The organism is Cognatiyoonia sp. IB215182 (assembly GCF_033963905.1).
Classification (GTDB): domain Bacteria; phylum Pseudomonadota; class Alphaproteobacteria; order Rhodobacterales; family Rhodobacteraceae; genus Yoonia.
Genome location: NZ_JAXBMB010000001.1, coordinates 361,077 through 386,989, shown reverse-complemented (window position 1 = coordinate 386,989; position 25,913 = coordinate 361,077). Strand labels below are relative to the sequence as shown.

Annotated in this window: 29 protein-coding genes; 17 read left to right on the top strand and 12 right to left on the bottom strand. The window is 58.1% G+C overall.

All coding sequences use genetic code 11. The annotated features are described in order from the left end of the window. Positions 1 to 328 precede the first annotated feature (328 nt). A complete protein-coding gene (gene lepA / locus SLH47_RS02040) occupies positions 329 to 2,128 on the bottom strand; it encodes a translation elongation factor 4 (RefSeq protein ID WP_320237646.1) in 1,800 nt (599 codons plus the stop codon). A 370-nt stretch (positions 2,129 to 2,498) separates the two neighbouring features. On the opposite strand from lepA, the gene SLH47_RS02035 reads away from it, so the two are divergent. Then, positions 2,499 to 3,152, top strand: coding sequence for a hypothetical protein (locus SLH47_RS02035; RefSeq protein WP_320237645.1), 654 nt, complete (start codon positions 2,499 to 2,501; stop codon positions 3,150 to 3,152). Between the two features lie 205 nt (positions 3,153 to 3,357). After that, positions 3,358 to 3,681, top strand: coding sequence for an arginine transporter (locus SLH47_RS02030; protein ID WP_320237644.1), 324 nt, complete (start codon positions 3,358 to 3,360; stop codon positions 3,679 to 3,681). Here SLH47_RS02030 and SLH47_RS02025 read toward each other — a convergent pair. From SLH47_RS02025 to SLH47_RS02015, 3 genes are read right to left on the bottom strand one after another with little or no spacing between them, the layout of a single operon-like run. Further along, positions 3,638 to 4,066, bottom strand: a complete 429-nt coding sequence (locus SLH47_RS02025; RefSeq protein ID WP_320237643.1) for a low molecular weight protein-tyrosine-phosphatase — start codon at positions 4,064 to 4,066, stop codon at positions 3,638 to 3,640. The two genes, SLH47_RS02030 and SLH47_RS02025, sit on opposite strands and share 44 nt — an antisense overlap. Further along, entirely contained in the window at positions 4,066 to 4,497 is a 432-nt protein-coding gene (locus tag SLH47_RS02020) for a hypothetical protein (protein ID WP_320237641.1), read from the bottom strand. Before SLH47_RS02020 ends, SLH47_RS02025 begins: the two co-directional genes overlap by 1 nt. A gap of 54 nt (positions 4,498 to 4,551) precedes the next feature. After that, a complete protein-coding gene (locus SLH47_RS02015) occupies positions 4,552 to 5,238 on the bottom strand; it encodes a site-2 protease family protein (RefSeq protein ID WP_320237640.1) in 687 nt (228 codons plus the stop codon). Positions 5,239 to 5,314: 76 nt separating this feature from the next. On the opposite strand from SLH47_RS02015, the gene SLH47_RS02010 reads away from it, so the two are divergent. The 6 genes from SLH47_RS02010 to SLH47_RS01985 all read left to right on the top strand — a co-directional run bounded on the left by SLH47_RS02010 (position 5,315) and on the right by SLH47_RS01985 (position 11,601). Further along, entirely contained in the window at positions 5,315 to 5,989 is a 675-nt protein-coding gene (locus SLH47_RS02010; RefSeq protein ID WP_320237639.1) for an NAD-dependent deacylase, read from the top strand. Positions 5,990 to 6,032: 43 nt separating this feature from the next. Next, complete coding sequence (gene meaB, locus SLH47_RS02005) at positions 6,033 to 7,025, top strand: methylmalonyl Co-A mutase-associated GTPase MeaB (RefSeq protein ID WP_320237638.1); 993 nt, start codon at positions 6,033 to 6,035, stop codon at positions 7,023 to 7,025. Between the two features lie 200 nt (positions 7,026 to 7,225). After that, positions 7,226 to 7,510, top strand: coding sequence for a 50S ribosomal protein L28 (gene rpmB, locus SLH47_RS02000; RefSeq protein WP_320237637.1), 285 nt, complete (start codon positions 7,226 to 7,228; stop codon positions 7,508 to 7,510). Between the two features lie 170 nt (positions 7,511 to 7,680). Continuing rightward, entirely contained in the window at positions 7,681 to 8,076 is a 396-nt protein-coding gene (locus SLH47_RS01995; RefSeq protein WP_320237636.1) for a hypothetical protein, read from the top strand. Between the two features lie 37 nt (positions 8,077 to 8,113). Then, positions 8,114 to 10,519 carry an ATP-dependent helicase HrpB gene (hrpB, locus tag SLH47_RS01990; protein WP_320237635.1) on the top strand — a complete coding sequence of 802 codons (2,406 nt, stop codon included), beginning with the start codon at positions 8,114 to 8,116 and terminating at the stop codon, positions 10,517 to 10,519. 239 nt (positions 10,520 to 10,758) lie between these two features. Continuing rightward, positions 10,759 to 11,601, top strand: coding sequence for a hypothetical protein (locus SLH47_RS01985; protein WP_320237633.1), 843 nt, complete (start codon positions 10,759 to 10,761; stop codon positions 11,599 to 11,601). A gap of 232 nt (positions 11,602 to 11,833) precedes the next feature. On the opposite strand, the gene argF is transcribed toward SLH47_RS01985, so the two are convergent. From argF to SLH47_RS01960, 5 genes are all read right to left on the bottom strand, one after another. After that, positions 11,834 to 12,739: an ornithine carbamoyltransferase gene (argF, locus tag SLH47_RS01980; RefSeq protein WP_320237632.1), complete on the bottom strand. Its 906-nt coding sequence runs from the start codon at positions 12,737 to 12,739 to the stop codon at positions 11,834 to 11,836. 35 nt (positions 12,740 to 12,774) lie between these two features. Further along, positions 12,775 to 13,257 carry a GNAT family N-acetyltransferase gene (locus SLH47_RS01975; RefSeq protein ID WP_320237631.1) on the bottom strand — a complete coding sequence of 161 codons (483 nt, stop codon included), beginning with the start codon at positions 13,255 to 13,257 and terminating at the stop codon, positions 12,775 to 12,777. Beyond that, on the bottom strand, positions 13,250 to 14,428 hold the full coding sequence (locus SLH47_RS01970) for an aspartate aminotransferase family protein (RefSeq protein WP_320237630.1): 1,179 nt from the start codon (positions 14,426 to 14,428) through the stop codon (positions 13,250 to 13,252). Before SLH47_RS01970 ends, SLH47_RS01975 begins: the two co-directional genes overlap by 8 nt. Before the next feature lie 189 nt (positions 14,429 to 14,617). After that, positions 14,618 to 15,142 carry a hypothetical protein gene (locus SLH47_RS01965; RefSeq protein WP_320237629.1) on the bottom strand — a complete coding sequence of 175 codons (525 nt, stop codon included), beginning with the start codon at positions 15,140 to 15,142 and terminating at the stop codon, positions 14,618 to 14,620. A gap of 3 nt (positions 15,143 to 15,145) precedes the next feature. Then, positions 15,146 to 15,961 (bottom strand): DUF6584 family protein, encoded by an 816-nt coding sequence (locus SLH47_RS01960; RefSeq protein WP_320237628.1) that lies wholly within the window; start codon positions 15,959 to 15,961, stop codon positions 15,146 to 15,148. A 157-nt stretch (positions 15,962 to 16,118) separates the two neighbouring features. Here SLH47_RS01960 and SLH47_RS01955 point away from each other — a divergent pair, with 157 nt between their 5' ends. Together SLH47_RS01955 and SLH47_RS01950 are read left to right on the top strand one after the other, a co-directional pair. Beyond that, positions 16,119 to 16,997: a DMT family transporter gene (locus tag SLH47_RS01955; protein ID WP_320237626.1), complete on the top strand. Its 879-nt coding sequence runs from the start codon at positions 16,119 to 16,121 to the stop codon at positions 16,995 to 16,997. Between the two features lie 69 nt (positions 16,998 to 17,066). Beyond that, complete coding sequence (locus SLH47_RS01950) at positions 17,067 to 17,480, top strand: hypothetical protein (RefSeq protein ID WP_320237625.1); 414 nt, start codon at positions 17,067 to 17,069, stop codon at positions 17,478 to 17,480. On the opposite strand, the gene SLH47_RS01945 is transcribed toward SLH47_RS01950, so the two are convergent. After that, positions 17,477 to 18,280: an ABC transporter permease gene (locus SLH47_RS01945; RefSeq protein ID WP_320237623.1), complete on the bottom strand. Its 804-nt coding sequence runs from the start codon at positions 18,278 to 18,280 to the stop codon at positions 17,477 to 17,479. The two genes, SLH47_RS01950 and SLH47_RS01945, sit on opposite strands and share 4 nt — an antisense overlap. 138 nt (positions 18,281 to 18,418) lie before the next feature. On the opposite strand from SLH47_RS01945, the gene SLH47_RS01940 reads away from it, so the two are divergent. From SLH47_RS01940 to SLH47_RS01930, 3 genes are all read left to right on the top strand, one after another. After that, complete coding sequence (locus SLH47_RS01940; protein WP_320237621.1) at positions 18,419 to 19,003, top strand: hypothetical protein; 585 nt, start codon at positions 18,419 to 18,421, stop codon at positions 19,001 to 19,003. A gap of 111 nt (positions 19,004 to 19,114) precedes the next feature. Beyond that, on the top strand, positions 19,115 to 19,708 hold the full coding sequence (locus tag SLH47_RS01935) for a GcrA family cell cycle regulator (protein WP_320237619.1): 594 nt from the start codon (positions 19,115 to 19,117) through the stop codon (positions 19,706 to 19,708). A 189-nt stretch (positions 19,709 to 19,897) separates the two neighbouring features. Beyond that, a complete protein-coding gene (locus SLH47_RS01930; protein WP_320237618.1) occupies positions 19,898 to 20,671 on the top strand; it encodes an SDR family oxidoreductase in 774 nt (257 codons plus the stop codon). Between the two features lie 55 nt (positions 20,672 to 20,726). Here the strand turns inward: SLH47_RS01930 and SLH47_RS01925 are convergent, their stop codons facing one another. After that, complete coding sequence (locus SLH47_RS01925; RefSeq protein WP_320237617.1) at positions 20,727 to 21,389, bottom strand: VPLPA-CTERM sorting domain-containing protein; 663 nt, start codon at positions 21,387 to 21,389, stop codon at positions 20,727 to 20,729. 248 nt (positions 21,390 to 21,637) lie between these two features. Here SLH47_RS01925 and rimO point away from each other — a divergent pair, with 248 nt between their 5' ends. The 3 genes from rimO (at position 21,638) to SLH47_RS01910 (ending at position 24,274) form a co-directional block, all read left to right on the top strand. Continuing rightward, positions 21,638 to 23,029, top strand: a complete 1,392-nt coding sequence (gene rimO, locus SLH47_RS01920) for a 30S ribosomal protein S12 methylthiotransferase RimO (RefSeq protein ID WP_320237616.1) — start codon at positions 21,638 to 21,640, stop codon at positions 23,027 to 23,029. Positions 23,030 to 23,098: 69 nt separating this feature from the next. Beyond that, positions 23,099 to 23,881: a hypothetical protein gene (locus tag SLH47_RS01915; RefSeq protein ID WP_320237615.1), complete on the top strand. Its 783-nt coding sequence runs from the start codon at positions 23,099 to 23,101 to the stop codon at positions 23,879 to 23,881. Positions 23,882 to 24,034: 153 nt separating this feature from the next. Beyond that, the gene (locus SLH47_RS01910) at positions 24,035 to 24,274 is read left to right on the top strand and encodes a CDGSH iron-sulfur domain-containing protein (protein WP_320237613.1); all 240 of its coding nucleotides are present in this window, start codon (positions 24,035 to 24,037) and stop codon (positions 24,272 to 24,274) included. A 55-nt stretch (positions 24,275 to 24,329) separates the two neighbouring features. Here the strand turns inward: SLH47_RS01910 and SLH47_RS01905 are convergent, their stop codons facing one another. Next, entirely contained in the window at positions 24,330 to 24,563 is a 234-nt protein-coding gene (locus SLH47_RS01905) for a hypothetical protein (protein WP_320237611.1), read from the bottom strand. Positions 24,564 to 24,709: 146 nt separating this feature from the next. Between SLH47_RS01905 and ppk2 the strand changes: the two genes are divergently transcribed. Next, the gene (ppk2, locus tag SLH47_RS01900; RefSeq protein ID WP_320237609.1) at positions 24,710 to 25,573 is read left to right on the top strand and encodes a polyphosphate kinase 2; all 864 of its coding nucleotides are present in this window, start codon (positions 24,710 to 24,712) and stop codon (positions 25,571 to 25,573) included. Positions 25,574 to 25,913: the final 340 nt, after the last annotated feature.

The window sequence follows — 25,913 nt, the reverse complement described above, 5'->3', positions numbered from 1 at the left end:
GAACATCACCTTTATTTGCGCAGTGTAGTAGTCTTGGGTTCTCTGGACGTAGTCATTGTACTCGATATGATTTATCGACATCGCTAACTTGAGCTTCGAGGCTGCCTTTCCAAGTCCGTAGATGTATGTCCCGCTTGCTACTGTTCGAATATCATATCTCAACTGCGCGGCACGACCTGGGTTTGATAGCAGTTTCGCATTCAATTGACTAAACTCGATTGGCATCCAATGTGATTGACCCATCTCGCCTCCAACAAAGTCTCTATACGTTCGCAACCACTTAGAAAAAACAAACCCTCATATATGCATCCACAGATTCGGCAGCCTTCTACCCATCCATCTTCAACGCCGAAATAAACGCCTCCTGCGGGATATCCACCTTGCCGAACTGCCGCATCTTCTTTTTGCCTGCCTTCTGCTTGTCCAAGAGCTTACGCTTCCGCGTGGCGTCTCCGCCGTAGCATTTCGCCGTCACGTCCTTGCGCAGCGCAGATAGCGTCTCGCGCGCGATGACTTTGCCGCCGATGGCGGCCTGGATCGGGATTTTGAACATGTGACGCGGGATTAGATCTTTGAGCTTTTCGACCATCGCCCGCCCCCGCATCTCGGCCCGGTCGCGGTGGACCATCATGGACAGCGCATCCACCGGTTCCTCATTCACCAGTACGGACATTTTCACCAGATTGTCCTGCTGGTAGCCGGTCATCTGGTAATCAAACGACGCATAGCCCTTTGTCACCGATTTCAGCCGGTCGTAGAAATCGAACACCACCTCGTTCAGCGGCAGGTCATAGACCACCATCGCGCGGGAGCCCGCATAGGTCAGGTCCTGCTGTACGCCGCGCCGGTCCTGACAGAGTTTCAGCACGTCGCCAAGATACTCATCCGGCACAAGGATCGTCGCCTTGATCCGCGGCTCCTCCAGATGGTCCACATGGGTCAGGTCGGGCATGTCGGCGGGGTTGTGCAGCTCGATCATCTCACCGTCGCGCATATAGACGTGGTAGACGACGGAGGGCGCGGTGGTGATCAGGTCGATATTGTATTCCCGCTCGATCCGGTCGCGGATGACCTCGAGGTGCAGAAGCCCAAGGAACCCGCAGCGGAAACCGAAGCCGAGCGCGGCGGAGGTTTCCATCTCGTGGCTGAAAGACGCGTCGTTGAGGGCGAGCTTTTCGATGGCGTCGCGTAGGTCTTCGAATTCGGAGCTATCCACCGGGAAGAGCCCGCAGAACACCACCGGCTGGGACGGTTTGAAGCCTGCGAGGGGTTCGTCGGTCCCCTTCTTCTCAGACGTGATTGTGTCGCCCACCCGCGTATCGCGCACCTGCTTGATGGAGGCGGTTATGAACCCGATCTCACCCGGGCCCAGCGCCTCAACATCCTGCATCTTGGGCCGGAACACCCCGATCTTGTCGATCTGGTGGATAGTTCCGTTCGACATGAACTTGACCCGGTCGTTCTTTTTCATCTGCCCGTCGATGATGCGGACAAGGACGATGACGCCGAGATAGCTGTCATACCAGCTGTCGACCAGCATCGCCTTCAGCGGCGCGTCGCGGTTCCCCTCGGGCGCGGGCAGCTTCTGTACGATGGCTTCGAGCGTCTCGTGGATGCCCACCCCGGTCTTGGCGCTGACCTGAATGGCGTCGGTCGCGTCGATGCCGATCACATCCTCGATCTGCTCAGCCACGCGGTCGCATTCCGACGCAGGCAGATCGATCTTATTGAGCACGGGGACGATTTCATGATCCGCATCAATGGCTTGATAGACATTGGCCAGCGTCTGCGCCTCAACCCCCTGGGTGCTGTCCACGACAAGGAGGGAGCCTTCAACGGCGCGCATGGACCGCGAGACCTCATAGGCGAAATCCACATGGCCGGGCGTGTCGATCAGGTTAAGCACATAATCCTGCCCGTCATCGGCGCGGTAGTCGATGCGGACGGTGTTGGCCTTGATCGTAATCCCCCGCTCCCGCTCAATATCCATTGCGTCGAGCAACTGCTCCTTCATCTCCCGGTCCGACACAGTGTTGGTGGACTGGATCAGGCGGTCAGCGAGCGTCGATTTCCCATGGTCGATATGCGCCACGATGGAGAAATTGCGGATATGCGAAAGGTCTGTCATAGCAGGGATATGGAAGGGTTTGGGGGGTTGGTCAAGCGGGTGCTTGAGGTGGCGGATGCGACACCCACCAAATAAGTGAATCAAGCTGATCGTCATTGTGTAAAGGGGAAAATTCGCGCAGATGCACCTGCAACGTCCACTGCTGTCTCGTTAAATCGGAGCGTATCAATAAATGAGGCTGGCAGGCATGATACGCGCGAGAGTTTTGCAAGCGGTCTTGGCATCGTTCGCGGCAAGCGTTGCAAGCGCCCAAGACGGACGAACGCTGAGTTATGACGAGCAATTATTTCATCCACAACGCGGGCATAACGCGTTCTTTGTGGACTACGACGTCATTGACAATCATCCGTTGTGCAACGGAAGGGGTGACGTGGCATTCGAAGTAGACGCAGAGCTGAGCGATCTCAACTTCCATGTTGTTGATGCGCCAAGCCAAGCCATACTTGCACCCAATATTATCGAAGAAGAAAGCGAGCCCTGTTACAGAACAATACGCCGTGGCAGCGACGTGGAACTTCAAGAGGTGATTTGCGAGGAAGATGAGCCCATTGCGGAGCGCGACTTGGCCACGACCCTCGATCTGACAATTGAGGCGCGGATATGCATTGCACCGGACCGGAACACAGTTCTTGGCGGCGAGTGGTCCGCAGAGTTTTCTCAGTCGAATTCCGATTTCACGTTGACCGGGGTCTTCCCTCCGGAAACCCAAGACGCCGTGAATGAAAGCGGCATACGGACAAAAACAAAATACTCATCTTATTTTTCAGAGGACGACGACTTCACGCGCATATCACCGGACAGCGGTGCGTTGATCGAGCGGGAAAGCAAATCCGACGGCTTGCTCTTAATAGAACTCGAATGCTTACCTGTCACCTTTGATGCGGTTAGCGGAACAGGCTCTTTCATTGCAGTACCACTTTGGCTCATCATTGACAGGAATACACCTGACTTCTGCACAGACAGTGGTTGCCCTGCAGCCTTTGACCGATGGGGGCCCGCAGCAAGGACCGTTGATTGCGGGTAATCTCAACATCACCGTAACGTTAATGCTCACGCCTCCTCAAACCCCTAACAAACTCTCACCCCACCGCAGGTTTTCCCCACGGGGTAGGTTCCGGTCCTCCATTCCCAATTGCATCCCGCCCCCGCGCCCTACATACTCTGCCACGAGGGGCACAACCTGAACGGATCACCTGCGGGTAAGACAGGGGCCGGTAGAGGATGAGGCGATGCGGTTTTTGTTGATGGTGGGCGCGGTGGCGTCGATGGTGGCCTGTAGCGGGCGCTCTGGCCCAGTGACGGGCGATATATCCGAGGCGTGTTTGGCCGCCGACAGGCGTGCGGCCTCGCCCGAACTCTGCTCTTGTGTGCAGCAGGTCGCGAACCAGACGCTGTCGGGCCGGGAACAGGCGCGGGCGGCGACATTCTTTGAAGAGCCGCAGCTGGCGCAGGATACTCGCCAATCCGACCGTCCCGCCGATGAACGGTTCTGGGACCGCTACCGCAGCTTCAGCGATCTGGCGACCGAGATATGTCAGCCAGTAAACGCCTAGCCGCAGCCTCGATCATATCCAGCGCCCCGTCAAAATCGCGCGTGTAATAGGGGTCGGGCACGTCCTTGTCCGCCATCAGGCGCACGGGCGTCGTATTCCCCTTCGGGCGCAAACGTTCGATATCCGCCTTGTTCTGGCGGTCCATCGCAATGATCAGATCAAACCGGTCGAAATCTGCAACCGCGAATTGCCGCGCCCGTAAGCCGCTCAGGTCAATTCCCCGCGCCCGCGCGGCATCCTGCATTGGCCCGTATGGCGCATCACCCACATGCCATCCTCCGGTGCCAGCGCTGTCCAGCGTCAAATCCGGCGCAAGCGCGCGCATGACCCCCTCGGCAGCGGGCGACCGGCAGATATTGCCGAGGCAGACAAAGACAATCCGCATCACCGCAAGACGCCAGCCTTTGTCATCGCGCGGGCATAAAGCCAGAGGCCGATCAGAATGACCGGGATGGCGATGGTAAACGCTATTGCCGCAGGCCCCGCAGCGGCCACCATGCTGCCCCCATCTGCGATCCCATAGGTGTAGATCGATGACCCGATCAGCCCCGCAAGCGACAGGGCGAATGCGGACCCGGCCATGCGCGACCGCGCCAACAGCAACAGCGATCCGATGACCGAGAACCAGACGCCCACCGCCCAGGTGATGTCGAACCAGAACGGCGCCCCATTCAGCATTGTCAACCGCTCGGGTGGTTGCGCGGCCAGGTATTCCGCAGCGTTGGTCCGCGTCATGACATAATCAAAAGCGCCGCCCGCGTTCCACAAAAGCGACAGCACCCCGACGATCCACAAATGAACTGGTGTTTTGTCCACGACCCTCTCCCCCCTATTTGGGAGGAGCCTAGCAAGGATCGTACAGCCATGCCACTAGGCCAGTTGCCCGCGTAGCATCCGGTAATGGGCGGGTATCGAGGGCATAAAAAACAGGATCCAGCCGAATGTCAGATAGGCATAGACCGCGGCCGGGATCCACGCGATGGACAGGAGAAGACCGATACCTCCCGCGAGCTTCTGGGCGGCCATTTGCGGCAAAAACCGCAATAGAAACAAGTGAAAGAGCTTGCCGCCATCCAGCGGCTGCACCGGGATCATGTTGAAGATCACCAGCGCCATGTTCAGCCAGATCACCGTCCACAGGATGTAGCTGACCTCGATCATGAAATCCGACGGCGGCCCGGCATTGAAGTCCTGCCACATCCACCATTGGACAAGCGAGGCGATCGCCCAGATTGCGAGGTTCACAATTGGCCCCATCGCCACGATCAACTCTTCCTCGTAAGGCGTGGCCGAGCGGGTGCGTTCGCAAAACCCGCCCCCGCCATGTAACATGATGCGGCGCACCGGGATGCCCTGAACCTTACACCCCCATGCATGGCCCAATTCATGCAAAAGGATCGACGCCAGCAGCACTGTCGCAAAAATCAGGCTATCAATCACAGCCCCGCCTGACAAAAACACCAGAATGCCCAGCAGAAAGACAATCGACTGGCCCACATCAACCCGCACACCCATCGGCCCGTAAAAACTGAAAACAACACTATCGTCTTGCAACATCAAAACGTCCCACCATCACTTAACGTCTGTTAATGATGCCGGGCATGATGGTGGAACATGGCGGAAGTGAGGCGAAATGCGCATTGCGATCTTAACCGGAGCGGGTATCTCCGCCGAAAGCGGGCTCGGCACGTTTCGCGATAAAGACGGGCTCTGGACCCGATATGATCTGGAGGAGGTGGCGACACCCGAAGGCTTTGCGCGCAACCCGGCACTTGTACACGAGTTTTACAATCAGCGCCGCGCCGATTGTATTGCGGCAGCCCCAAACGCCGCCCATAATGCACTAGCCTTGTTGCAGAACAGCACGCATGATTTGGCGCTGATCACACAGAATGTCGATGATCTGCATGAACGTGCAGGCTCAAAGGGCGTGATCCACATGCACGGAGCGCTCAGGCGCGCACTCTGTGCCGCGTGCGATCACCGTTGGGACGCACCGGTTGCGATGGACCCGTCGGATGAATGCCCGTCCTGCAGCGCCTCGGCAACCCGCCCCGATGTGGTCTGGTTTGGCGAAATCCCCTATCAGATGGAAGCCATTCAAGAAGCGGTCGCGCGGGCCGATCTGTTTGTCGCCATCGGGACCAGTGCCGAAGTCTATCCCGCAGCAGGCTTGGTTGAAACTGCACAAGGCGACACGCTTGAAATCAACCTCGCCCCCTCGGCCCGCGCCAACGCCTTCAACGCCCGCCGCTTCGGCCCCGCGACCGAAGTGGTGCCAGCGTGGGTGGACGAGATCATCAAATAGCAGCACTGGACCTTTGCTCCTCTGCGCCCGTATGAACGTGGCGATGGATGCACAAACGGACATAGCGGCACTGGCCGAGAAACTTCTTCAGGGTGACCGCCGGGCCCTGGCACGGGCGATTACGCTGGTGGAAAGCGCGCGCGAAGATCATCGGGATCAGGCCCTGGCTTTGTTGGACACGTTGGGAACCGACAGGCAGGCCTTGCGGATCGGCCTTTCCGGCACGCCCGGTGTGGGCAAGTCGACCTTTATCGAAAGCTTCGGGCTGATGCTGACCGGAATGGGAAAGCGCGTGGCGGTGCTTGCTGTTGATCCCTCTTCGGCAAGGTCCGGCGGATCAATCCTTGGCGACAAAACCCGGATGGAGCAATTGGCGCGTGATCCGAACGCCTTCATCCGCCCCTCCCCCAGCCAAACCCAATTGGGCGGCGTCGCCCGCCGCTCGCGCGAGGCGGTCAGCTTGTGCGAGGCCGCGGGATTTGACATCGTGCTGATCGAAACCGTCGGGGTCGGACAGTCCGAGACGGTTGTGGCGCAGATGGCGGATCTCTTTGTCCTGCTGCTGGCACCGGCGGGCGGTGATGAATTGCAGGGGGTCAAGCGCGGCATCATGGAAATGGCCGATCTGATCCTTGTCAACAAAGCTGACGGCTCGTTGAAGGAACAGGCGCTGCGGACCTGCGCAGATTATGCCGGTGCCTTGCGTCTGTTGCGCAAACGCCCACAAGACCCCAACGGTTTTCCCAAGGCGCTGACGGTCTCCGCGCTGGAGACCGATAGGCTCGAAGATGCCTGGGCCGAGATGCAGAAACTCAGCGACTGGCGCAAAGAGGCTGGCATCTGGGCCGAGACACGCGCGGTGCAGGCACGCTATTGGTTCAGTGAAGAGGTGCATCAGGGTTTGCTCGACATGCTTCGCAAGGATCCTGAAACAGCAACGCGCATGAAAACGGCCGAGGCCGATGTGATGGCAGGCCAGCTTAGCCCGACCGCCGCGGCGCAGGCCGTGCTTGCAGGGTTGAAAGCGCGAGGTTAGAGGCACGCGCTCGTTCATGCGGCAGAAGGGTGACGCAGCGCATTGTCGTTCTATCCCATCCCAAACCGGGTTGACGGGCCACAGGAATCCGCCTATCTGGCGCTGATCTTATGCACAGCCCTGCTTTCGCGGGGTCCACCCCCGTATGACAAGACGTCCCGCCAATGCGGTGATGTCCTTAAAAGACAAGGAAAACGCCCATGTCGCGCCGTTGCGAACTGACTGGAAAAGGCCCGATGTCTGGCAACAATGTCAGCCACGCCAACAACAAGACCAAGCGCCGCTTTTTGCCCAACCTGCAGGATGTAACCCTGCAATCTGACGTGCTGGGCCGCGCCTTTAAACTGCGCATCTCAAACGCTGCCCTGCGGACCGTTGATCACCGCGGTGGTCTGGACGCATTCATGGCCAAAGCGAAAGACAGCGAGCTGTCAGCAGAGGCGCTGAAGATCAAGAAAGAGATCGCAAAAGCATCAGCTGCCTAAGGTCTCAGCGCATTGTGATGTGAATAAACCCGGAAGCTGCAGCTTCCGGGTTTTTTTGTGCGACTGCGCACAGTAAGACCTGCAGTACTTGGATTAAGAACTTCACATTCTTATCTCTTTTTGAGAAAATGTTGCCATTCTGCTCTACGCGCCACGAAAGGGGGCGCCTGATGAAAAACACAATTACATCTGCTTTGATCGCTGCCGCTTTCAGCCTTACTTTATTGACGCCGAATTCTGCATTGGCAGAGGACCATCTGCGGTCGCAGTTTTCACATACCATTGATTACATCACCGAACATGGCGTTTCGGTTGTCCGGTCCAGCGACGGCGGCAGCCTCGTCGTGATCGAGACCGACTTTAACACACGCAATCGGTCCGAACTGCGCCTGCTTCTTGGCCGAGACGGGATGTTCATGCCCGAGGCTGATCTGGGCCCTCTCGCCCGGGTCACAGGCCTACAGGTTTTCAAGGCCCCTCCCGGCCTCGATATCCAGCAGTACACCGAGGTGCATATCTGGAACCCGCAGCACAATGTGATCGTGGGCGTCGCACCACTGAATTAGGCTGCACCTGATCGGTTCCTGTGGCAAAGCGTATCTCATGACTGCTTTGCCCATTGATCCGGTCCTTCCTGATATCGTCTCCGCATTGCGCGACGCGGGCCGCGCTGTGCTCCAGGCCCCGCCCGGTGCCGGCAAAACGACGCGTGTACCGCTGGCCCTGCTGCAAGCAGGGCTGACGGACGGCAAGATCATCATGCTCGAACCCCGCCGCCTTGCCGCCCGCGCGGCGGCAGAGAGGTTGGCCGAAGGGTTAGGTGAAAGTCCCGGCGAAACCGTTGGCTATCGCATGCGTGGTGATGCCAAGCCGGGGACGCGGATTGAGGTTGTGACCGAAGGCATCCTGACCCGTATGATCCAGTCGGACCCGGATCTGAGCGCTATCGACACCATAATTTTCGATGAGTTCCACGAACGGTCCCTGAATGCTGATCTCGGCCTCGCACTCGCGTGGGAGATCCGTAATGTCCTGCGCCCGGACCTGCAGATCATTGTGATGTCGGCGACGCTTGATGCAGGGCCGGTGGCCAAGATGCTCGACAATGCGCCGATCGTTACCTCCCAAGGGCGATCCTTTCCGGTCACCACGCACTTTCAGGAACGGGCTACACCGAAAGGCGTGCGGCTGGAGGCCGCGACTGCCGATCTGATCGTCGAAGCCGTGGCAGAGACGTCAGGCGGCGTACTTGTCTTTCTGCCCGGCGAAGGTGAAATCCGACGCACGGCGCAAGCGCTGGATGGGCGCCTACCCCGAGACTGCGTGATCCGCCCGCTCTACGGCGCCTTGCCGTTCAAAGACCAGCGTGCCGCCATCGCGCCGGAGAAGTCTGGCCGCAAGATCGTGCTTTCGACGTCCATCGCCGAAACATCGCTGACCATTGAGGACATCCGAGTAGTCGTCGACGCAGGTCGCGCGCGGCGGGCGCGGTTTGACCCCGGCTCCGGCATGTCGCGATTGGTGACCGAGCGCGTCAGCCGCGCCGAAGCAACCCAACGCGCGGGCCGTGCCGGGCGGGTGGCACCCGGCGATGCTTACAAACTATGGACCAAGGGCGAGGATGGGGCGCTGCCCGCTTTCGCGCCGGCGGAGATTGAGGCGGCCGATCTGGCTGGCTTCGCATTGGAGTTGGCGATCTGGGGCAGCGATGATCTGGCCCTTCTGACGCCGCCTCCCAAAGGCGCCTTGGCCGAAGCGCGCGCGCTACTGACAGGCCTGGGTGCCCTGGATACAGACGGTCGGATCACTCCTCATGGGCGCGCGCTGGCGGCAATGCCGTTGCATCCGCGCCTCGCGCATATGCTTCAACGGGCGGGCGCGCAGGCAGCACCGCTGGCGGCATTGCTTTCCGCGCGCGACCCGCTTCGCGGCGCGCCAACTGACCTTAGCTTGCGCATCAAAGCGCTGAAGGGCCGCTATGATGGGCCGGGCGACGTCAATCACGCAGCCCTTGCGCAGATCAAGGCCGAGATACCGTGCCTTGCAAAGAACCTGACAGACGCCCCCACCCTGCCCCTCGCCGCGCAAGCAGCACTCGCCTATCCCGACCGCGTCGGGCTGCGTCGCAAGGGGGACGATCCGCGCTACATCCTGTCAGGCGGCAAGGGTGCTGTACTGGAGGCGAGTGACCCTTTGGCAGGCGAGCGGCTGATCGTGGCGACCGATCTAGATGGCGACCGGCGCGAGGCGCGCATCCGTCAGGCGGTGGCGATCACCGAGGCCACTTTGCGCGATCTCTTTGCCGACCAGATCAGATGGCAGGACATTTGCATATGGTCCCGCCGCGACGGCAAGGTGCTGACCCGCAAGCAGGAATGCTTTGGTGCCCTGGTTCTTGATGACCGGATCTGGGCGGACGCACCGGAAGATCAGATAGCATACGCGATGCTCGATGGTGTCCGCCAACTTGGCCTGCGCCTGTCCCCCGCCGCTGAAAGGTTCCGGGCGCGGGTTGCCCTTGTCGATGACATGCCCGCCATGGATGGCGAAAGCCTGCTGGCCAGTGCAGAAGACTGGCTGCTGCCGCATCTGCAAGGCGTGCGCACACGTGAGGATTGGAAAGGCTTCGATCTCCTACCCGCTCTGCGCAATATGCTCAATTGGGATCAGATGCAGCGCCTTGACGCCGCAGCGCCCGCGTATTTCGAAACGCCCTTGGGTCGCAAAATCCCCATTGACTATGCAGGGGCCGCCCCCGCAATCACCCTGCGCCTGCAAGAGATGTTTGGGGTCACCGCACATCCGCTTGTGGGGCGGACACCATTGCGGATCACCTTGCTGTCGCCAGGGCAAAAACCGGTGCAGGTGACCCAGGACATCGTAGGTTTTTGGGCCACGTCTTACGCTGATGTGCGCCGCGATATGCGTGGCCGATATCCGCGACACCCATGGCCCGAAGATCCGACACAAGCCGACCCGACAATACGCGCGAAGCCGCGCGGAACGTGAGGGTCATGCGCATTCCGTCATGGCGCATCAGAAGCGTCGGAGGGACAAAGTCCGTCTCCAACGGAAACGCGTTGGCGCATCCGCAAGGTGCTCACTAGACGGTCTGACTAACGGCATTTGGCGAACCCCGTTTTCGCGACGTGATCTGCTGTAAAACAATTCAATGCTGTACAGAATAACACAATGCACGGTCCCTTGGCGTTCTATGGTCAAGTTATAGCAACCTACAGGATTGAAAAATGAGTATTCCCTCGGACCCACCAATCTCAGCACCGCTGAACCGCCTACCAGAGCAAAACGACAATCTGCAGACGAGCCAAGCGCGTTCCGGCATCAATGGCGCAAAGTTCGATGTGAACAATGACGGCCCGAGGCGCAACTGCTTTAAGAGCATGACAAGTGCGATATCAAAAGCGTTCACTAACTTCATGGCGGGGCTCAGAAGCATGAGCCTTCCATCGTTCACGCGGAACGACATCACTCTTGGACCTATTCAAGAGGTCCGGCAACTCGGTCAAGATGATCTCACCGGGGGCACTGACCTGCTTGCCTACGACGACACAGATAGGTCGTCGCTGGGATCTGATGCAGTGGATCAAACTGATCGCGATAAGCCCTTCAAACCTCAGCGGGGCAACAAACGTGAACCATCGATCATCGCCGCCAACGAAGACTACAATGCTTTGAAAAAGCTGCATGCAGATATGGAGGCCGGCGAGCGCATGCCTTCAATCTTGATCGACTCAGACGCGGATAGCGCAAAGAAGAGATTGAATGCCGAAGCCACCAAAACACCCGTTGAGCTGAATGTCGGACGTCCGCATATACCGTCGGTCCTTCAAGAGGTTCCGACAGACAACAAAGTCAATAAGACGACGTTTGGTGATAAAGAAGCTGCTGACATACTTCAAAGCAAGGCGCACAAGGAGCGTAAGGACGATGCCCCAAAGACAGACGGGGTGACGACGGACGTCCTTCAAAGCAAAGCGCATAAGGAGGGTAAGGAAGTGGCTCAAAGGACGGAAAGCATGACGGATATCCTTCAGAGCAAAGCGCACAAGGAACGTACGGGAGACGTATGAAACAAGGCGCTATGACGCACAAACAGTGTAGCACTTTCCACGTTTAAACCATTAGGATGATGGCCCCTAGCCATCATCCTGCATCACAACTCGCGGCCTTTCCGGTGGACCTTGCGCGAATTGTGATACGTCATGTCCCGAAGTGGTGTGCAATCAATTGCCAAAGCCAACTTGACCAACCGGCGCCGCCCCAAGGCCGCGCCGGTTGGTCACAAAGGTCGCGGCGCGCGTCTTACACCCCCAGACAGTATCGCATGATCGCCTTTTGCGCATGCAACCGGTTTTCAGCCTCGTCAAAGATCACCGAATGGGGGCCGTCCATCACGCTGCTTGTCGCCTCATCGTCGCGGTGGGCGGGCAGGCAATGCATGAAAAGCGCATCATCCTTGGCCTTGGCCATCAGTGCGTCGTTGACCTGATAGCCCCGCAACTGGTTGTGCCGCCGTTCGCGCGCCGATTGCGGATCGTGCATGCTGACCCATGTATCGGTCAAAACAAGATCAGCCCCTTGCACCGCCTCATGCGGGTCGCGGACAATCGTATAAAGCCCCTCCAGCGCGGGTTCAGGATCCAAGGGCGGCGGCCCTGTAAAGACCAGATCAAAATCAAACTGCTTGGCGGCATGGGCGAAGCTGGCAAAGACATTGTTGCCGTCGCCGGACCAGACCACCTTTTTCCCTTTGATCGGGCCGTTATGCTCTTCAAACGTCATCACGTCCGCCATGATCTGGCAAGGATGCGTGCGGTTCGTCAGGCCGTTGATCACCGGCACATCGGCATATTCCGCCATCTCCAACAGCGTTTGTTCTTCAAACGTGCGGATCATGATCAGATCGACATAGCGCGACAGGACCCGCGCGGTGTCAGCAATCGTCTCACCATGGCCAAGCTGCATGTCGGTGCCTGAGAGAACCATCGTCTGCCCGCCCATCTGGCGGACGCCGACATCAAAAGACACGCGGGTTCGGGTCGACGGCTTTTCAAAGATCAGAGCAACCATATGGCCCGCCAGCGGCTGCTCGGCATCAGGAGTCCCTTTGGGCAGCCCAGCGCGCGCCGCTTTCATGTCACGGGCCTGATCAATGATCTGGTGAAGTGCTACCGGGGCAGTCTGATGGATATCAAGAAAATGGTTCATGAGGGTCGCTTTTTTGAGGCCCTAAGGCCAAGAGATTAAAGATGGGTCATCACCTGGACGAGTTTGCCGTCGCGGGTCGAGGCCAATCGTCGCTTGTGAAATCCCGCCTGAGAGTAAATGCCAATTGCGCGAGTATCAGTTGTGTTGGGGCCAACGGCGACCATTGGATAGCGCAAACGCAGATCGCGCAGCCGGGCATCGATATAGCCGGCAGAATGGCCCTGCCCCATGAAGTCGGTATCGCCCACAAATGTTGCTATCACGCGGGTGCCAGGCGGCAAATCGGCATATTGCGGCATGCCAAAACTGCGGGCGTCATGATCGTGGATGTACGCAAAGGGGTGGTTGATCAGACTGACCACCAGCATGTTGATTTCGGGGTTTTCCATATCCTGCTGCATCAATGCGATCTGCTTGTCGACATTCGGCCACCAGACCCGCACCTGAGACGCCTGCAGCCAGCGCTGCATCAGCGGCAAATCATCCGGGGTCAATTTGCGAAAGCTGTAGTTACGCATGATCCCTTCGCAATTGAAGGGCGGCCGCATCCAGCTTGTCGACCGCAGCGCCGATATCTGCATCCTCGATATTCAGCGCGGGCAGGATACGCACCACGTTGTCTGCAGCAGGAACGGTCAGCACACCCTGCGCAAAGCCTGCGGCGACAACATCCGCATTCGGGGCCTTGCATTTGAGACCCAGCATCAGGCCCGCGCCCCGCACATGTTCAAAAATGTCCGGGTAGCTGGCGACCAGCCCTTCCAGCCTTTGGCGTATCAGCGCACCCTTACGGCTGACATCGGCGAGAAACGCATCGTCGCTGACAATCTCCATAACCTTTGCGCCTACCGCACAAGCCAGCGGATTGCCCCCATAGGTCGATCCATGCGTACCCGCGGTCATGCCAGAGGCCACTTCTTCGGTCGCAAGCACGGCACCCAGTGGAAAACCACCGCCAATCCCCTTAGCCACCATCATGATATCCGGCGTGATCCCCGCCCATTCATGGGCAAACAGCTTGCCCGTGCGCCCCATCCCGCACTGCACCTCGTCAAGGATCAACAGGATATTGTGCTGATCGCAGAGGTCGCGCAGGCCCTTCAGGCACGCATCAGGTAGCGGACGGATGCCCCCTTCGCCCTGCACAGGCTCAACAAGGATCGCGGCGATCTTGTCGCTCACTGCGGCATTCAGCGCGTCATGATCACCAAACTCCAAATGCGTGAAGCCCGGCAAAAGCGGTCCAAACCCCTTTGTCATCTTCTCCGACCCGGCAGCGGCGATCCCCGCGCTGGAACGGCCATGGAACGACCCGGTAAACGTGATGATCTCGGTCCGGTCTTCGCCTTTGTCGAACCAGTATTTCCGGGCCATCTTCACGGCCAATTCACACGCCTCAGTCCCGGAATTGGTGAAAAACACCGTATCGGCAAAGGTCTTGTCTACCAGCGCATCGGCCAATTGCTGTTGGGCCGGGATGTTGTAGAGGTTCGAGACATGCCAAAGCGCCGAGGCCTGGGTATTCAGGGCCTCCACCAATGCCGGATGCGCATGGCCCAGCGCGTTCACAGCAATACCAGCGCCCAGATCAAGAAAACGTCGCCCATCAGCCTCGGTCAACCAGGAGCCTGCCCCGGACGTGAATGTCAGGGGAGCGCGCGAATAGGTCGGCAGAATAGATGCGATCACGGCGATAATCCTTGCGATTAAGCCCGATTGGTGCAGAACCATACGGGAGGTGTCAATGATTTAAGGGGTTTACGACAGACGTGACAAAGAGCGGCGCAATTTAGCGTCGGCGTCGGATCATTATTGTCACAGCATGCGTCATGCCAGCGTGATAGCGGGCCTCATGCGATATGGAAAGCGGTTTTTGCCTCAGTGCCGGGTCGCCTCTGTCGGAAGCGCCACGATTTCATCGATATGATTGGCATGAAAGACGATGGTCTTGCCGATCAGGGGCTGTAACCCAACCACCTCAACGTCGTGAATACGCCCTGAAAAGCAGTCAATCGGGCGCTTGTCGGTCACTTCGACCCACAAATCCTCGGTCAGTTCGCCATCATCGATCAGAAGATGTACGACCTGACCAACCGCAATGGCGCGTTTCGCACCCAAAGGCGGCAATGGCTGGGCCGGCGGGTCTGATATGGCGGCGGCGGCCAGATCGATCAGCACAAAACCATCATCGGCCATCGTCGGAAAGCCCGCCTTATCTTCTGGCAGCGGAACATATTGCTTTCGATAGCTTTCCATTTTCTTGCGCATTGTGGCCGAGACCGCCTTGGATTTCGCTTCCGCGGCTGCCTTTTCCTGCAACTCCTTGCGGCGGTAATACCAAAGCACGCCAACCACGAGCGCGACGATGTAGATGATCACAAGCAGTGTCACTGTATCCGGCATTGTTTACAGCCCTCTACTCATCACGAAAAAGAATGCAACGACGACGCAGAAAACCGCGACTTCAAGGATGAGGTCTTTGTGTTCGCGCCAGAATGCCACCCGGGGCGCAGGCATCACGTGATGCAAATACGCGCCAACGGCCCGGTAGACCCACGATCTTTGGTCGGCGTCCCGATGAACCTGGGCATAAAGCTGCAACAGAACCCGCTGGCTCGCCTTACTCAGCCCCGCACCGCTGACGCCCTTGATGGACTTGCGCAGGATCTGAAACGGGTCGTCGCCATTGGCGTGATAGAAAGCACGGATCGCCCCCCGTTCTTCTTCGGTTGGCGCTGGATGCAGGATGAGAAAACGCCCGGCTTCTGCGTGACGACCACCTTCCATCAGGTAAATCCCCAAGCGGCGGCGCAATCCCATATTGTCCGGGTAGCAGGATATCAGACCGTGCAAACGATCCATCGCCCGTTCAACCTTGCCCGCCTCTAGATCGCGCGTGATCCGGGTGTTGATACGCGCGATATGGCGTCGCTCGGCCACAAAGCGAAACATGTCCTGACGGAGCGTCAGCGCATAAAGCGCGGCCCCGTAGATCACCAACAAAATCAGCGCTTTGAAACCGGCCCACAGGAGCATCAGCGCACCGATGAACCCCAGGATGCTGGTATTGAAAGCCTGCAGAACCCAAAATCCGGCGACGGCCCATGCTGCACCGGTCACGCCATGCGTCAAAAGCGGTGCGACAAGGTCACGCTGCCGCGGCACCTTTGTCGGTCGCGAAAGATCGATGCGCGGCGGGTGTGACGCGATTTCGGACATCATCTGAACCAGTATTGCGGCCCGCAAGCCCGGGCACCTGACGTAGCGTTAATGCGCCATTAAGACCTTTCGATGGCAGGTCGATGTCCCAGGTCTGACAGCTGCAAGGAATGACCGATATCGCCTTGCCAAGCCCGCGAAAGCCGCGCAGACGGGCGCCATGACATTGCGCCCCGCCAATCCGAGCCTTGCGATCCTTTTGATGCTCAGCGCCACTGCGTTCATCGCGGCCACGACGCTCTTTGCCAAGGCGCTTGGCACCGATACCTTGGGTAAGCCCCTGCATCCCTTGCAAATCAGCCATGGCCGCTTTCTATTCGCTTTCATGGCAATCAGCATGGCCACCGTGGCTCTGCGTCCGCAACTGGGGCGCCCGGATTGGCGGCTACATATCGGGCGCACACTTTTCGGCTGGGGCGGTGTGACCTGCATGTTTGCCGCCGTCGCCTATATCCCCCTTTCCGATGCCACGGCGATCAGCTTTCTCAATCCGGTCTTTGGGATGCTGCTGGCCATCCCGCTTTTGGGCGAAAAAGTTGGCCGCTGGCGTTGGACGGCAGCCGCGCTCGCGCTCATCGGGGCGATGGTGCTCTTACGACCAGGCGCGGGCACGTTTCAGCTGGCGGGATTGCTTGCGCTCGGGGCGGCCACGCTAATGGGGATGGAGGTGATCTTCATCAAGAAGCTCGCGAACAAAGAGCCCGCTTTTCAGATATTGTTGACGAATAATGCACTTGGCCTCGGCATCGCGACACTTGCGGTGATACCCTTTTGGGCAGGTCCCACAGCCGCGCAATGGGCAGCGCTTATGGGGCTTGGCGTGATGATGGCCGCAGCGCAGGCCTGTTTTGTGAACGCGATGGCGCGGGCTGATGCCAGCTTTGTGACGCCTTTCAGCTATATGACATTGGTGTTTGCGACACTTTATGATGCTGCAATCTTCGACGTTATTCCCGATTGGATCAGCATCATCGGAGCCGCGATCATCCTTGCCGGTGCCAGTTTGCTTGCATGGCGCGAAAGGCGGCTGACAACCTGATCGCCTTGTCGGATTTGCCATGGTAAATGTGACAAATTGCAGCCATTTTCCTGATTTAGACGCGCCCGCATGAACGAGGATTACGAGTATCGCAGGGCGCCCAACAGAGGTGTCATCTGGCTGGCCGCCACCGCTGTGATACTGCTGATCGTCGCAACAACCCTCACCGGGTCCGATGAATTGTCATTGATGGTGTGGGCCCTTGGGGCCATGACGCTTTGCTGGATGTTGTTGCCCAAACCCGTGGCCGGTATCCGTGTTGACGATGAATACTTGGTTCTGTCGGCATGGCGCGAACCGCGGCCAATCCGACTAGACGACATCGCATATCTCCGGATGACCGAGGCAAGTGCCGAGACCTATCTCGCCATCGTCTACAAAGACGGAACCGAAGAAGGTGTCTTTGCCGGCGACCTGCCCGACATCGACATCCTGGCCGAGGTCATGGCCGCCCGCGGCATCGCCGTGCGGGATCGGTATTAGGGCTTCAGCCGGTAGCCCATCTTCATCCAGCGCCAGCAGATGCCGATCACGACAAGGCAAGCCACGCTGACCACGGCCAGACCGGTCCATGGGCTGCTGTCACTCACTCCGATCATGCCGAACCGCACCCCATCAATGATGTAAAAGAACGGGTTCGCGTGGCTGAGCGTCTGCAGAAACGGCGGCAAAGCCTCAATCGAATAGAACGTGCCGGACAAGAAGGCCAAGGGCGTGACCAGAAAGTTCGAGATGGCTGAAAGTTGGTCAAACTTGTTGGCGAATATCCCGGCAATCAGGCCAAGCCCGCCCATCAGGACCGAGCCCAGCAAAACAGACACCGCAACCCAGATCGGATTTTGCAGACCAACACCAAGAAACAGCGCCGCACCAACGGCGATGACCACCGCCACCAGCACCCCACGCGCCACTGCCCCGCCGATATAGCCCACGACGAGTTCACCAGCCGAAAGAGGCGGCATCAGCGTATCCACGATGTTGCCCTGCACTTTTGCCGACGCAAGACTTGAAGACGTGTTTGCGAACGCGTTCTGGATCACCGTCATGGTCAGAATGCCGGGCGTAAGGAACGTCATGAAAGGCACGCCCATCACCTCGCCCCGTTGGGGACCGATGGCAATTGTGAAGATCATCAAAAAGAGCCCGGCATTGATCAGAGGCGCCATGACTGTTTGCGACCAAACATTCATGAACCGGCGCACCTCGCGCAGCACCAGCGTCCACGTGCCCAGCCAATTGACGCGCCCGAAACGACGCACACCCATCGCGGTTTTTGTGCTCATCTTCATCGTCCTATCCATGGAGCCTCTGACATAGATGATCCGTGGCGATTGGCCAGTGGGTCCTTGGCCTTTTGTGAGGCGCAGCCTACATTTACGCGAACCAATAGAGAGTTGGATATGCGCCTCTTAGCATTGCTGATGGCTTTTATGTGGCCCACCCTGTCACCTGCGGATGAAGCGCGGCCATCGTTGCCCGCCCTCTATCAGGTATCGGACGTGGCCGAGGATGATGTTCTGAATATTCGTGCTGCGCCCGACGCCAGTTCTTCAATTCTTGGCAGCTTCAGTCATGACGCAAGGGATATTGAAGTGGTCGAACTCAGCCTCTCGGGGCGATGGGCGCGGGTCAACATCGCCGAGCAATCCGGATGGGTGTCGCTTCGCTTTCTTAAGTTGCAGCGGGTCGAAACCGGCTTTGCGGGACTGCCTGCCAGTTTGACCTGTTTTGGAACCGAACCATTCTGGGACATGCAATTGACGGATCAAGGGCTCGTGCTTCAGCAGCCGAACGGTCGCCAGACCTTTCCAATCACCTTTACCGCGCCAGGCGCAGACAGAGTAAATCTGGGGGAAAGCGGCTTTCTTTTTGATTGGGATGCGGGCGAAATCTTGGTGCGCGCGTATATCTTGCCTGGTCGCTGCAATGACGGGATGTCTGATCGGGTCTATGGGTTGCACTATGTGGACACATATCTGCCGAATGCGGGTTGTTGCAGCCTTTGAAACCCACCACTTGGGCTTCACATCATCGCCCGCAGCGACTAAAGTCACAGACTGACATGACCACAAGCGCGCGATATTCATCCGCGCCAAATGATAGCCAAAGGAATACATATGTCCTGGACAGACGAGCGTGTCGAAACGCTCAAGAAGATGTGGGGCGAGGGCCAGTCGGCCAGCCAGATCGCCAAGGAACTGGGCGGCGTGACGCGCAATGCTGTCATCGGCAAGGTTCATCGTCTGGGCCTGTCGAACCGGGCTGGCTCCGGTGGTGGCGCGAGCAAGGCACCTGCCAAGGAAAAGCCAGCAGCAGCACCGAAGCCCGCACCCAAGCCAGCAACGGCCAAGGCAAAGCCAGCACCGGCGGCCCCTGCAGCCAAGGAAGAGCCCGAACTGGATGAAAACGGGATTCCAATCTCAGCGGCGCGCCGGGCCATCATTCCAGCAGGCCAACCCTTGCCGCCCCAACCGTCGGCCAATGAAATCAGCCCCGAAGCGCTGGCAAAGGTCAGCGAGGTCGAAAAGACTGCTCGCAAAATCAGCCTGATGGAACTGACCGAGAAGACCTGCAAATGGCCCATCGGCGATCCCGCGACCGAGGATTTTTGGTTCTGTGGCCTGCCTGTGCAAGCGGGCAAGCCCTATTGCGAAGCGCATGTGGGTGTGGCGTTTCAGCCGATGTCCTCGCGCCGGGACCGTCGGCGGTAAACCCGGCCTTCAAACCGTTTTCGAGGGGCTGCATTGTCGTGCGGCCCCTATTTTATTTGGGTGGTATCCACGCAATGCTATGGAAGACGCCACTCCGCGTGACGTGACGGCTGGCCCATATGGCCATTGAAAACGCGCCTTTGCTGTCCAAATCCGTGGTAATATGTCGGCATATGTAAAGGAAAACCCATGCCCAATACCGCTCTTGTCACCGGCGCCTCTTCGGGAATTGGCCGGGAATTCGCCCGTTATCATGCCGAAAAAGGCGGCGATCTGATCATCACCGCGCGCCGCGCAGCCGAGCTAGAGGCGCTCAAATCCGAGATCGAGGCGGATCACGATGTCAAGGTACAGACCATTGCCCTGGATCTCGGCAGTCCGGAGGGGGCGCAGGAACTCTATGATCAGACTAAGGGGCAGGAGATCAGCATCCTGATCAACAATGCCGGGTTCGGCGGCCATGGTGCTTTCACGGATCGTGAACTGGCCACAGACCTTGCGATGATTGATCTGAATGTCAAAGCACTGGTGACGCTGACCCATCTTGTCGCGCGCGACATGGCCAAGCGTGGCTCCGGCAAGATCCTGAATGTCAGCTCCACCGCCAGCTACATGCCCGGCCCGCTGCAGGCCACTTATTTCGCCACCAAAGCCTTTGTCAGCAGCTTCTCACAGGCACTTGCAGGCGAACTGAAAGAGAAGGGCATTACCGTCACCGCGCTTGAACCGGGCTATGTCGAAACGGAGTTCGCGGCGCGGGCCGACCTGGACGGAACCGATCTTACGAAATCCGGCGCCACACCCCGCAGCGTGGCCAAATATGGCTATGATGCAATGCGGCGCGGTGAGCTCAGGGCGATCAATGATGGCCGCCTGCGTTTCATGCTCAATTGGATTGTTCCATGGTTGCCACGTTGGACTGTCCTGAAAATGGTCCGCCGCATGCAGGAAAAATCGGTCTGAAACCAAAAAGGCCGCGCATCTGGCGCGGCCCTTTTTCTGATCATGGTACGCTCGCTTAGACCGTCTGGCGCCCTCTTGCCGCAAAACCCAACGCCCCAATGCTTGCCAACAGCAGCAAGAGCGAAGCAGGCAATGGAATAGGCGCGATCTCATAGCTGATATTATCAATTGCGCCTGAATCGCGACCAAAGTTGAAGGTCAGCTGGGTTACGTTGGTCCAGTTCAACAGGCCTGAACTTGTGAAGTAGTTATCAAATGCACTGCCGCGCGGCGTGCCTACGGTTGCGGCATTGTCGTTGTTGTCGGTCACGACCACATCACCGTCGTCTAGGAAATCAAATCCGAGGAAAGTGATGGCCCGCGAGAATGTGAACGTAATCCAGCCACCGCGTCCATCATCATCGGCCGCAGTATTCGGGTTTTCCTGAATGATGAGCGCATTGCCAGGATTGATGTCGAAATTCACACCATCATCTGTGAACGGCGCCTCAAGGTCCGGGTCACGTGTCCCGCTGAGCGACGTATCAAATATCCAAGCTTGATCAGGCGATGAGCTTGAATTGCCGTTTGCCGTCACTGCAGCAGTTACACCGCCTTCAAGATTTACCGAAGTAATGACGTCGCCGTGGCTGTAGCCGTCAAATGTCAAAGTTGCGGCGGCTGATCCGCCAGCCGCCAAAACCCCGGCGGCAATCGTAGCTAAAAATATCTTTCTCATAAGCACCCCAATCACGCTTAGCGATAGTTAACGAAATGTGAACACAGCATACCTTTGTGCGCCGGGCGATCAACCAATGTTGCAAATTTCGTGAAACTTGTGATCGAAAAGACGTCAATGCGGGAAACAAACACCCACAAACGCGCCTATTCATCTCCAATTTAGGGATAGTAATGCCCTCTGATGCCGCGAAAGCCGGCAATTCTATGACCATTCCAAAGCCAGGCACCTCGCGCTATAGCCTGCACATGACACAGAATCCCCCAAGTCTGCGCCCCGATCTTGCCCCGAAACCCCAGATTTCGGATGCACCGCGCGAGGGCCAACCCACCATTGGAATGGTCTCGCTTGGCTGCCCCAAGGCGTTGGTCGACAGCGAACGTATTCTCACCCGGCTAAGGGCAGAAGGTTACGCGATCTCGCCTGATTACGCGGGGGCCGAGGCGGTGATCGTCAATACCTGCGGGTTTCTGGACAGCGCCAAGGCCGAAAGCCTCGATGCTATCGGCGAGGCGCTGCAGGAAAACGGCAAGGTCATCGTGACCGGCTGTCTTGGGGCCGAACCCGACTATATCCGCGAACACCACCCGCAAATCCTCGCTGTCACGGGGCCGCATCAATATGAACAGGTGCTGGATGCAGTGCATGCCAATGTGCCGCCCGCGCCCGACCCGTTCATCGACCTTGTGCCCGCCAGCGGCGTCAGCCTGACGCCCCGCCATTACAGCTATCTGAAGATTTCCGAAGGCTGTAACCACAAATGCAAGTTCTGCATCATCCCCGACATGCGCGGGAAGCTGGCCAGCCGCCCCGCCCACGCGGTGCTGCGGGAGGCGGAGAAGCTCGTCGAGGCTGGCGTCAAGGAACTGCTGGTGATCAGCCAAGACACGAGCGCCTATGGGCTCGATCGGAAATACGACACGCAACCATGGAAAGGCGGCGAGGTCCGCAGCCACATCACCGACCTGACCCGTGAGTTGGGGCAACTCGGGGCCTGGGTGCGCCTCCACTACGTCTACCCATACCCCCATGTGCGCGACCTGATCCCGCTCATGGCCGATCCGGCAAACGGCGTCCTGCCCTATCTCGACATTCCGTTCCAGCACAGCCACCCCGACGTCCTACGCCGCATGGCCCGCCCGGCTGCTGGAGCCAAAACACTCGAAGAAATCACCCGCTGGCGTAGCCTTTGCCCCGACATCACCCTGCGCAGCACCTTCATCGTCGGCTATCCGGGTGAGACGGAGGCCGAGTTTCAGCACCTCCTCGACTGGCTGGACGAGGCGCAACTCGACCGGGTGGGCTGCTTCCAATACGAAAACGTCGCTGGAGCCCGCTCCAACGCCCTGCCCGACCACGTGGCCGACGCGGTCAAACAAGACAGGTGGGAGCGTTTCATGGCCAAGGCGCAGGCAATCTCCGAGGCGAAACTCGCCGCCAAGGTCGGTCGCGTGCTCGAAGTGATCGTCGACGACATCGACGCAGACGGCATCGCCACCTGCCGGACATGGGCCGACGCGCCAGAGGTCGACGGGAATCTGTTTATTGATGAGGGGGCTGCGGGGTTAAGCGTGGGCGATGTGGTGCAAGTCGAGGTTGAGGAAGCGGGGGAGTATGACCTGTGGGGTCAACGAAGATAAGGCAACGTTCCAGAGGCGTGTTTTTGGCGTTGACGTGCGGCCCCGTGACCACTTCTAATTGCGGCACAGATGTCAAACCAAAGTCTAGAAATTGCAAGAACGGATCGCCAGTCATGGATCGATCAGTCGCCGACTGAGGAAGAACTAGCCTGGGCAACAGAAATCCTTCGTCGGCTTCCAGACTACGTCACGCCAAACCCTGAAAAGCCCTGTGCGTACGCGCCATGGACAAAGGCTTTCAAGGAGGTAGGTGTGTGGCCTTGGCTGATCACGGGGCTTGTCGAAAGACTCAGCAAACGCGAATGGTCCGCGCTTCAGGTCGAGAAAGCAGAGTTTGCGGTCACCTACCTTGAAACGGACTTGATGCAGTTCCAGTCAGGCTACTTCAAAGGCAAGCTGATTAGACGCCTAGGGCAGTTGGAGCTTTCGCCAGAGCATCGTAAACGGGTTGTGGGATTACTCAAACGCGCCGTCCTGCAGGGTGCTGGTAGGGAAGAGTTTGTCGCCTATTGCAAATTGGCGGCCAAGATAAGGCCTGAAGGTTTGCATGCGTGGTTGAATAGCTATGCATTGGATGCCCGGATCAGCGTTCAGGATTGGGAAGGCCCAAGCATGCAGGCTTCGTGGAAAGAAGTAACGCAGAACGGCATTTATCTGCTTCGCTATGGCTCCATTCATTGGTTTGCCCGGAAGCAGGAAACCGGGTCGCCTCTTTGGGTGACGGCTCAACGCATTCAAACCCCTGAACAACAGATAGCGCGCAATGCTTGGTATATGTTGATGCGACTAGAATTGGGTCTTTCAAACGACTCCAAAGTAACCCTTCCGGTTCAAAGCACAGCCAAAGAGTAAAGTGCTTGGCCGACATCGCGGTGCATCATTTGTCCGGGGCTCTGTATGGTTGACCTTGATGCGATCCACGGTATCGCCAGTAAAACCGTTCTCAACCCTGCACCTAGTTCGAATCCACACTACCTTTGCTTAATAAGTCAAAGGAGAGCCAGCATGTCCGCACCGCATATCGCCCAAAAAGGGCCGATTCCCGTCAATGTTGAAGCGGGAAAATCGTATTTCTGGTGCTCTTGTGGCAAATCGGCGAACCAGCCTTTCTGTGATGGTTCACATCAAGGCTCTGACTTTTCACCTGTGAGATATGAGGCCGAGGAGACAAAGCGTGTTTTCTTCTGCGCCTGCAAGCATTCTGGGGCGCCCGTCACTTGCGACGGGACGCACAATACTCTGTGAATGCGGACATCCCGCCCCCAGGCTGACCCTAACCCATTCGGCCAAGCCCCCAGACTTAGGAAGTCACTTCGCGGGCGGCCCCATAGTTGCAGCCGCTGTGGCCTGACAGCCCCTTTAGGGGGGAGGCAGTGTCGTTCACCGCGACGCAAGTCTGCAGACCGGCATCCCACGCGGTGCCAACGGCACAGGTCTGGCTTTGGGCGACGGGTTCGGTCGGGGCTGGCAACGTGGCTTCTTGGGCAAACGCCGCCATCGGCAGCATGGCAAAGGCAAGTACAGTCAGACGCATGAAGAAACTCCTGCTGGGTGCGTGACCTAAGGGTAGCTTGTCCGCCGCAAAAATCAAAGAACCGCCATGTCGCACCCCCTTGATGCACATCAAAGCGACCTGCTGCACCTTTTGCTAACCTTGCCGAAACGAAAAAGGAGAGGGACATGAAAGACAACGTGCTTGAGGCCAAACCAAAGCCGCGACGCCGCCGCAAACCGGCAGCTTTGCCAAAGCTCGCCCGCCGTCCCTATGAGGCCGAAAAGGCAGAATTGCAGGCCGAACTTCTGAAAGTGCAGCTTTGGGCTCAGGAAACAGGCCAACGTTTTGTCCTTTTGTTCGAAGGGCGCGATGCCGCTGGCAAGGGTGGCACGATCAAGCGCTTTACCGAACATCTTAACCCACGGGCCGCCCGTGTCGTGGCGCTGAACAAGCCGACCGATGAAGAACGCGGGCAATGGTATTTCCAACGCTATGTCGACCATTTGCCCACATCCGGGGAAATGGTTCTTTACGACCGGTCGTGGTATAATCGCGCCGGTGTCGAACGTGTCATGGGGTTCTGCAAACCCGAGGAATACCTCGAATTCATGCGCCAGACGCCAGAGTTGGAGCGGATGCTGACCCGCTCGGGCATCCGACTCTACAAATACTGGTTCTCGGTCACCCGGGACGAACAGAAGCGTCGCTTTGAAAGCCGCGCAACCGATCCGCTGAAACAGTGGAAGCTCTCACCCATTGATAAGGCGTCATTGGACAAGTGGGACGATTACACCGAAGCCAAAGAGGCGATGTTCTTTTATACGGACACGGCTGACGCGCCCTGGACGGTTGTGAAATCGAACGACAAGAAGCGCGCACGGATCAATTGCATGCGCCATTTCCTCTCCACACTCGATTATCCCGGCAAGGACCCCGCGATCGCGCAGCCACCGCAGCCCGAAATTGTCGGAAGTGCCAAGCGGGTGATCCACCGCGCGGACCACATTCTGGGCACGGCACTCCATCCGGATACACGGCACGTTCGATAGTATTATTCACGCAAAAACGATTCATAATTGCCAAAAATGACTCTTGATTGTTTCATGAAAGCAGATTTTCTGCTGCTCATTAGACGTGCCAAATGGCACAGCTTATGAGATTTCATGCATCATTCCTCGAATAAATTACACTATTAATCAATCAGTTAACAATGCATTATCCACGCTTTGAACGGCATCGATCATTTGTGCCAATCGGCACCGATTAATACCCCTGCAAATGCAACCGTAATTGCACCGAGCGCTGTTTTTCTCGGACACAATAGAGTTACTGATTTCAGCAAGGGGGATAGACCCATGGATGGTCAAAGCACAATTCCATCATCATCAT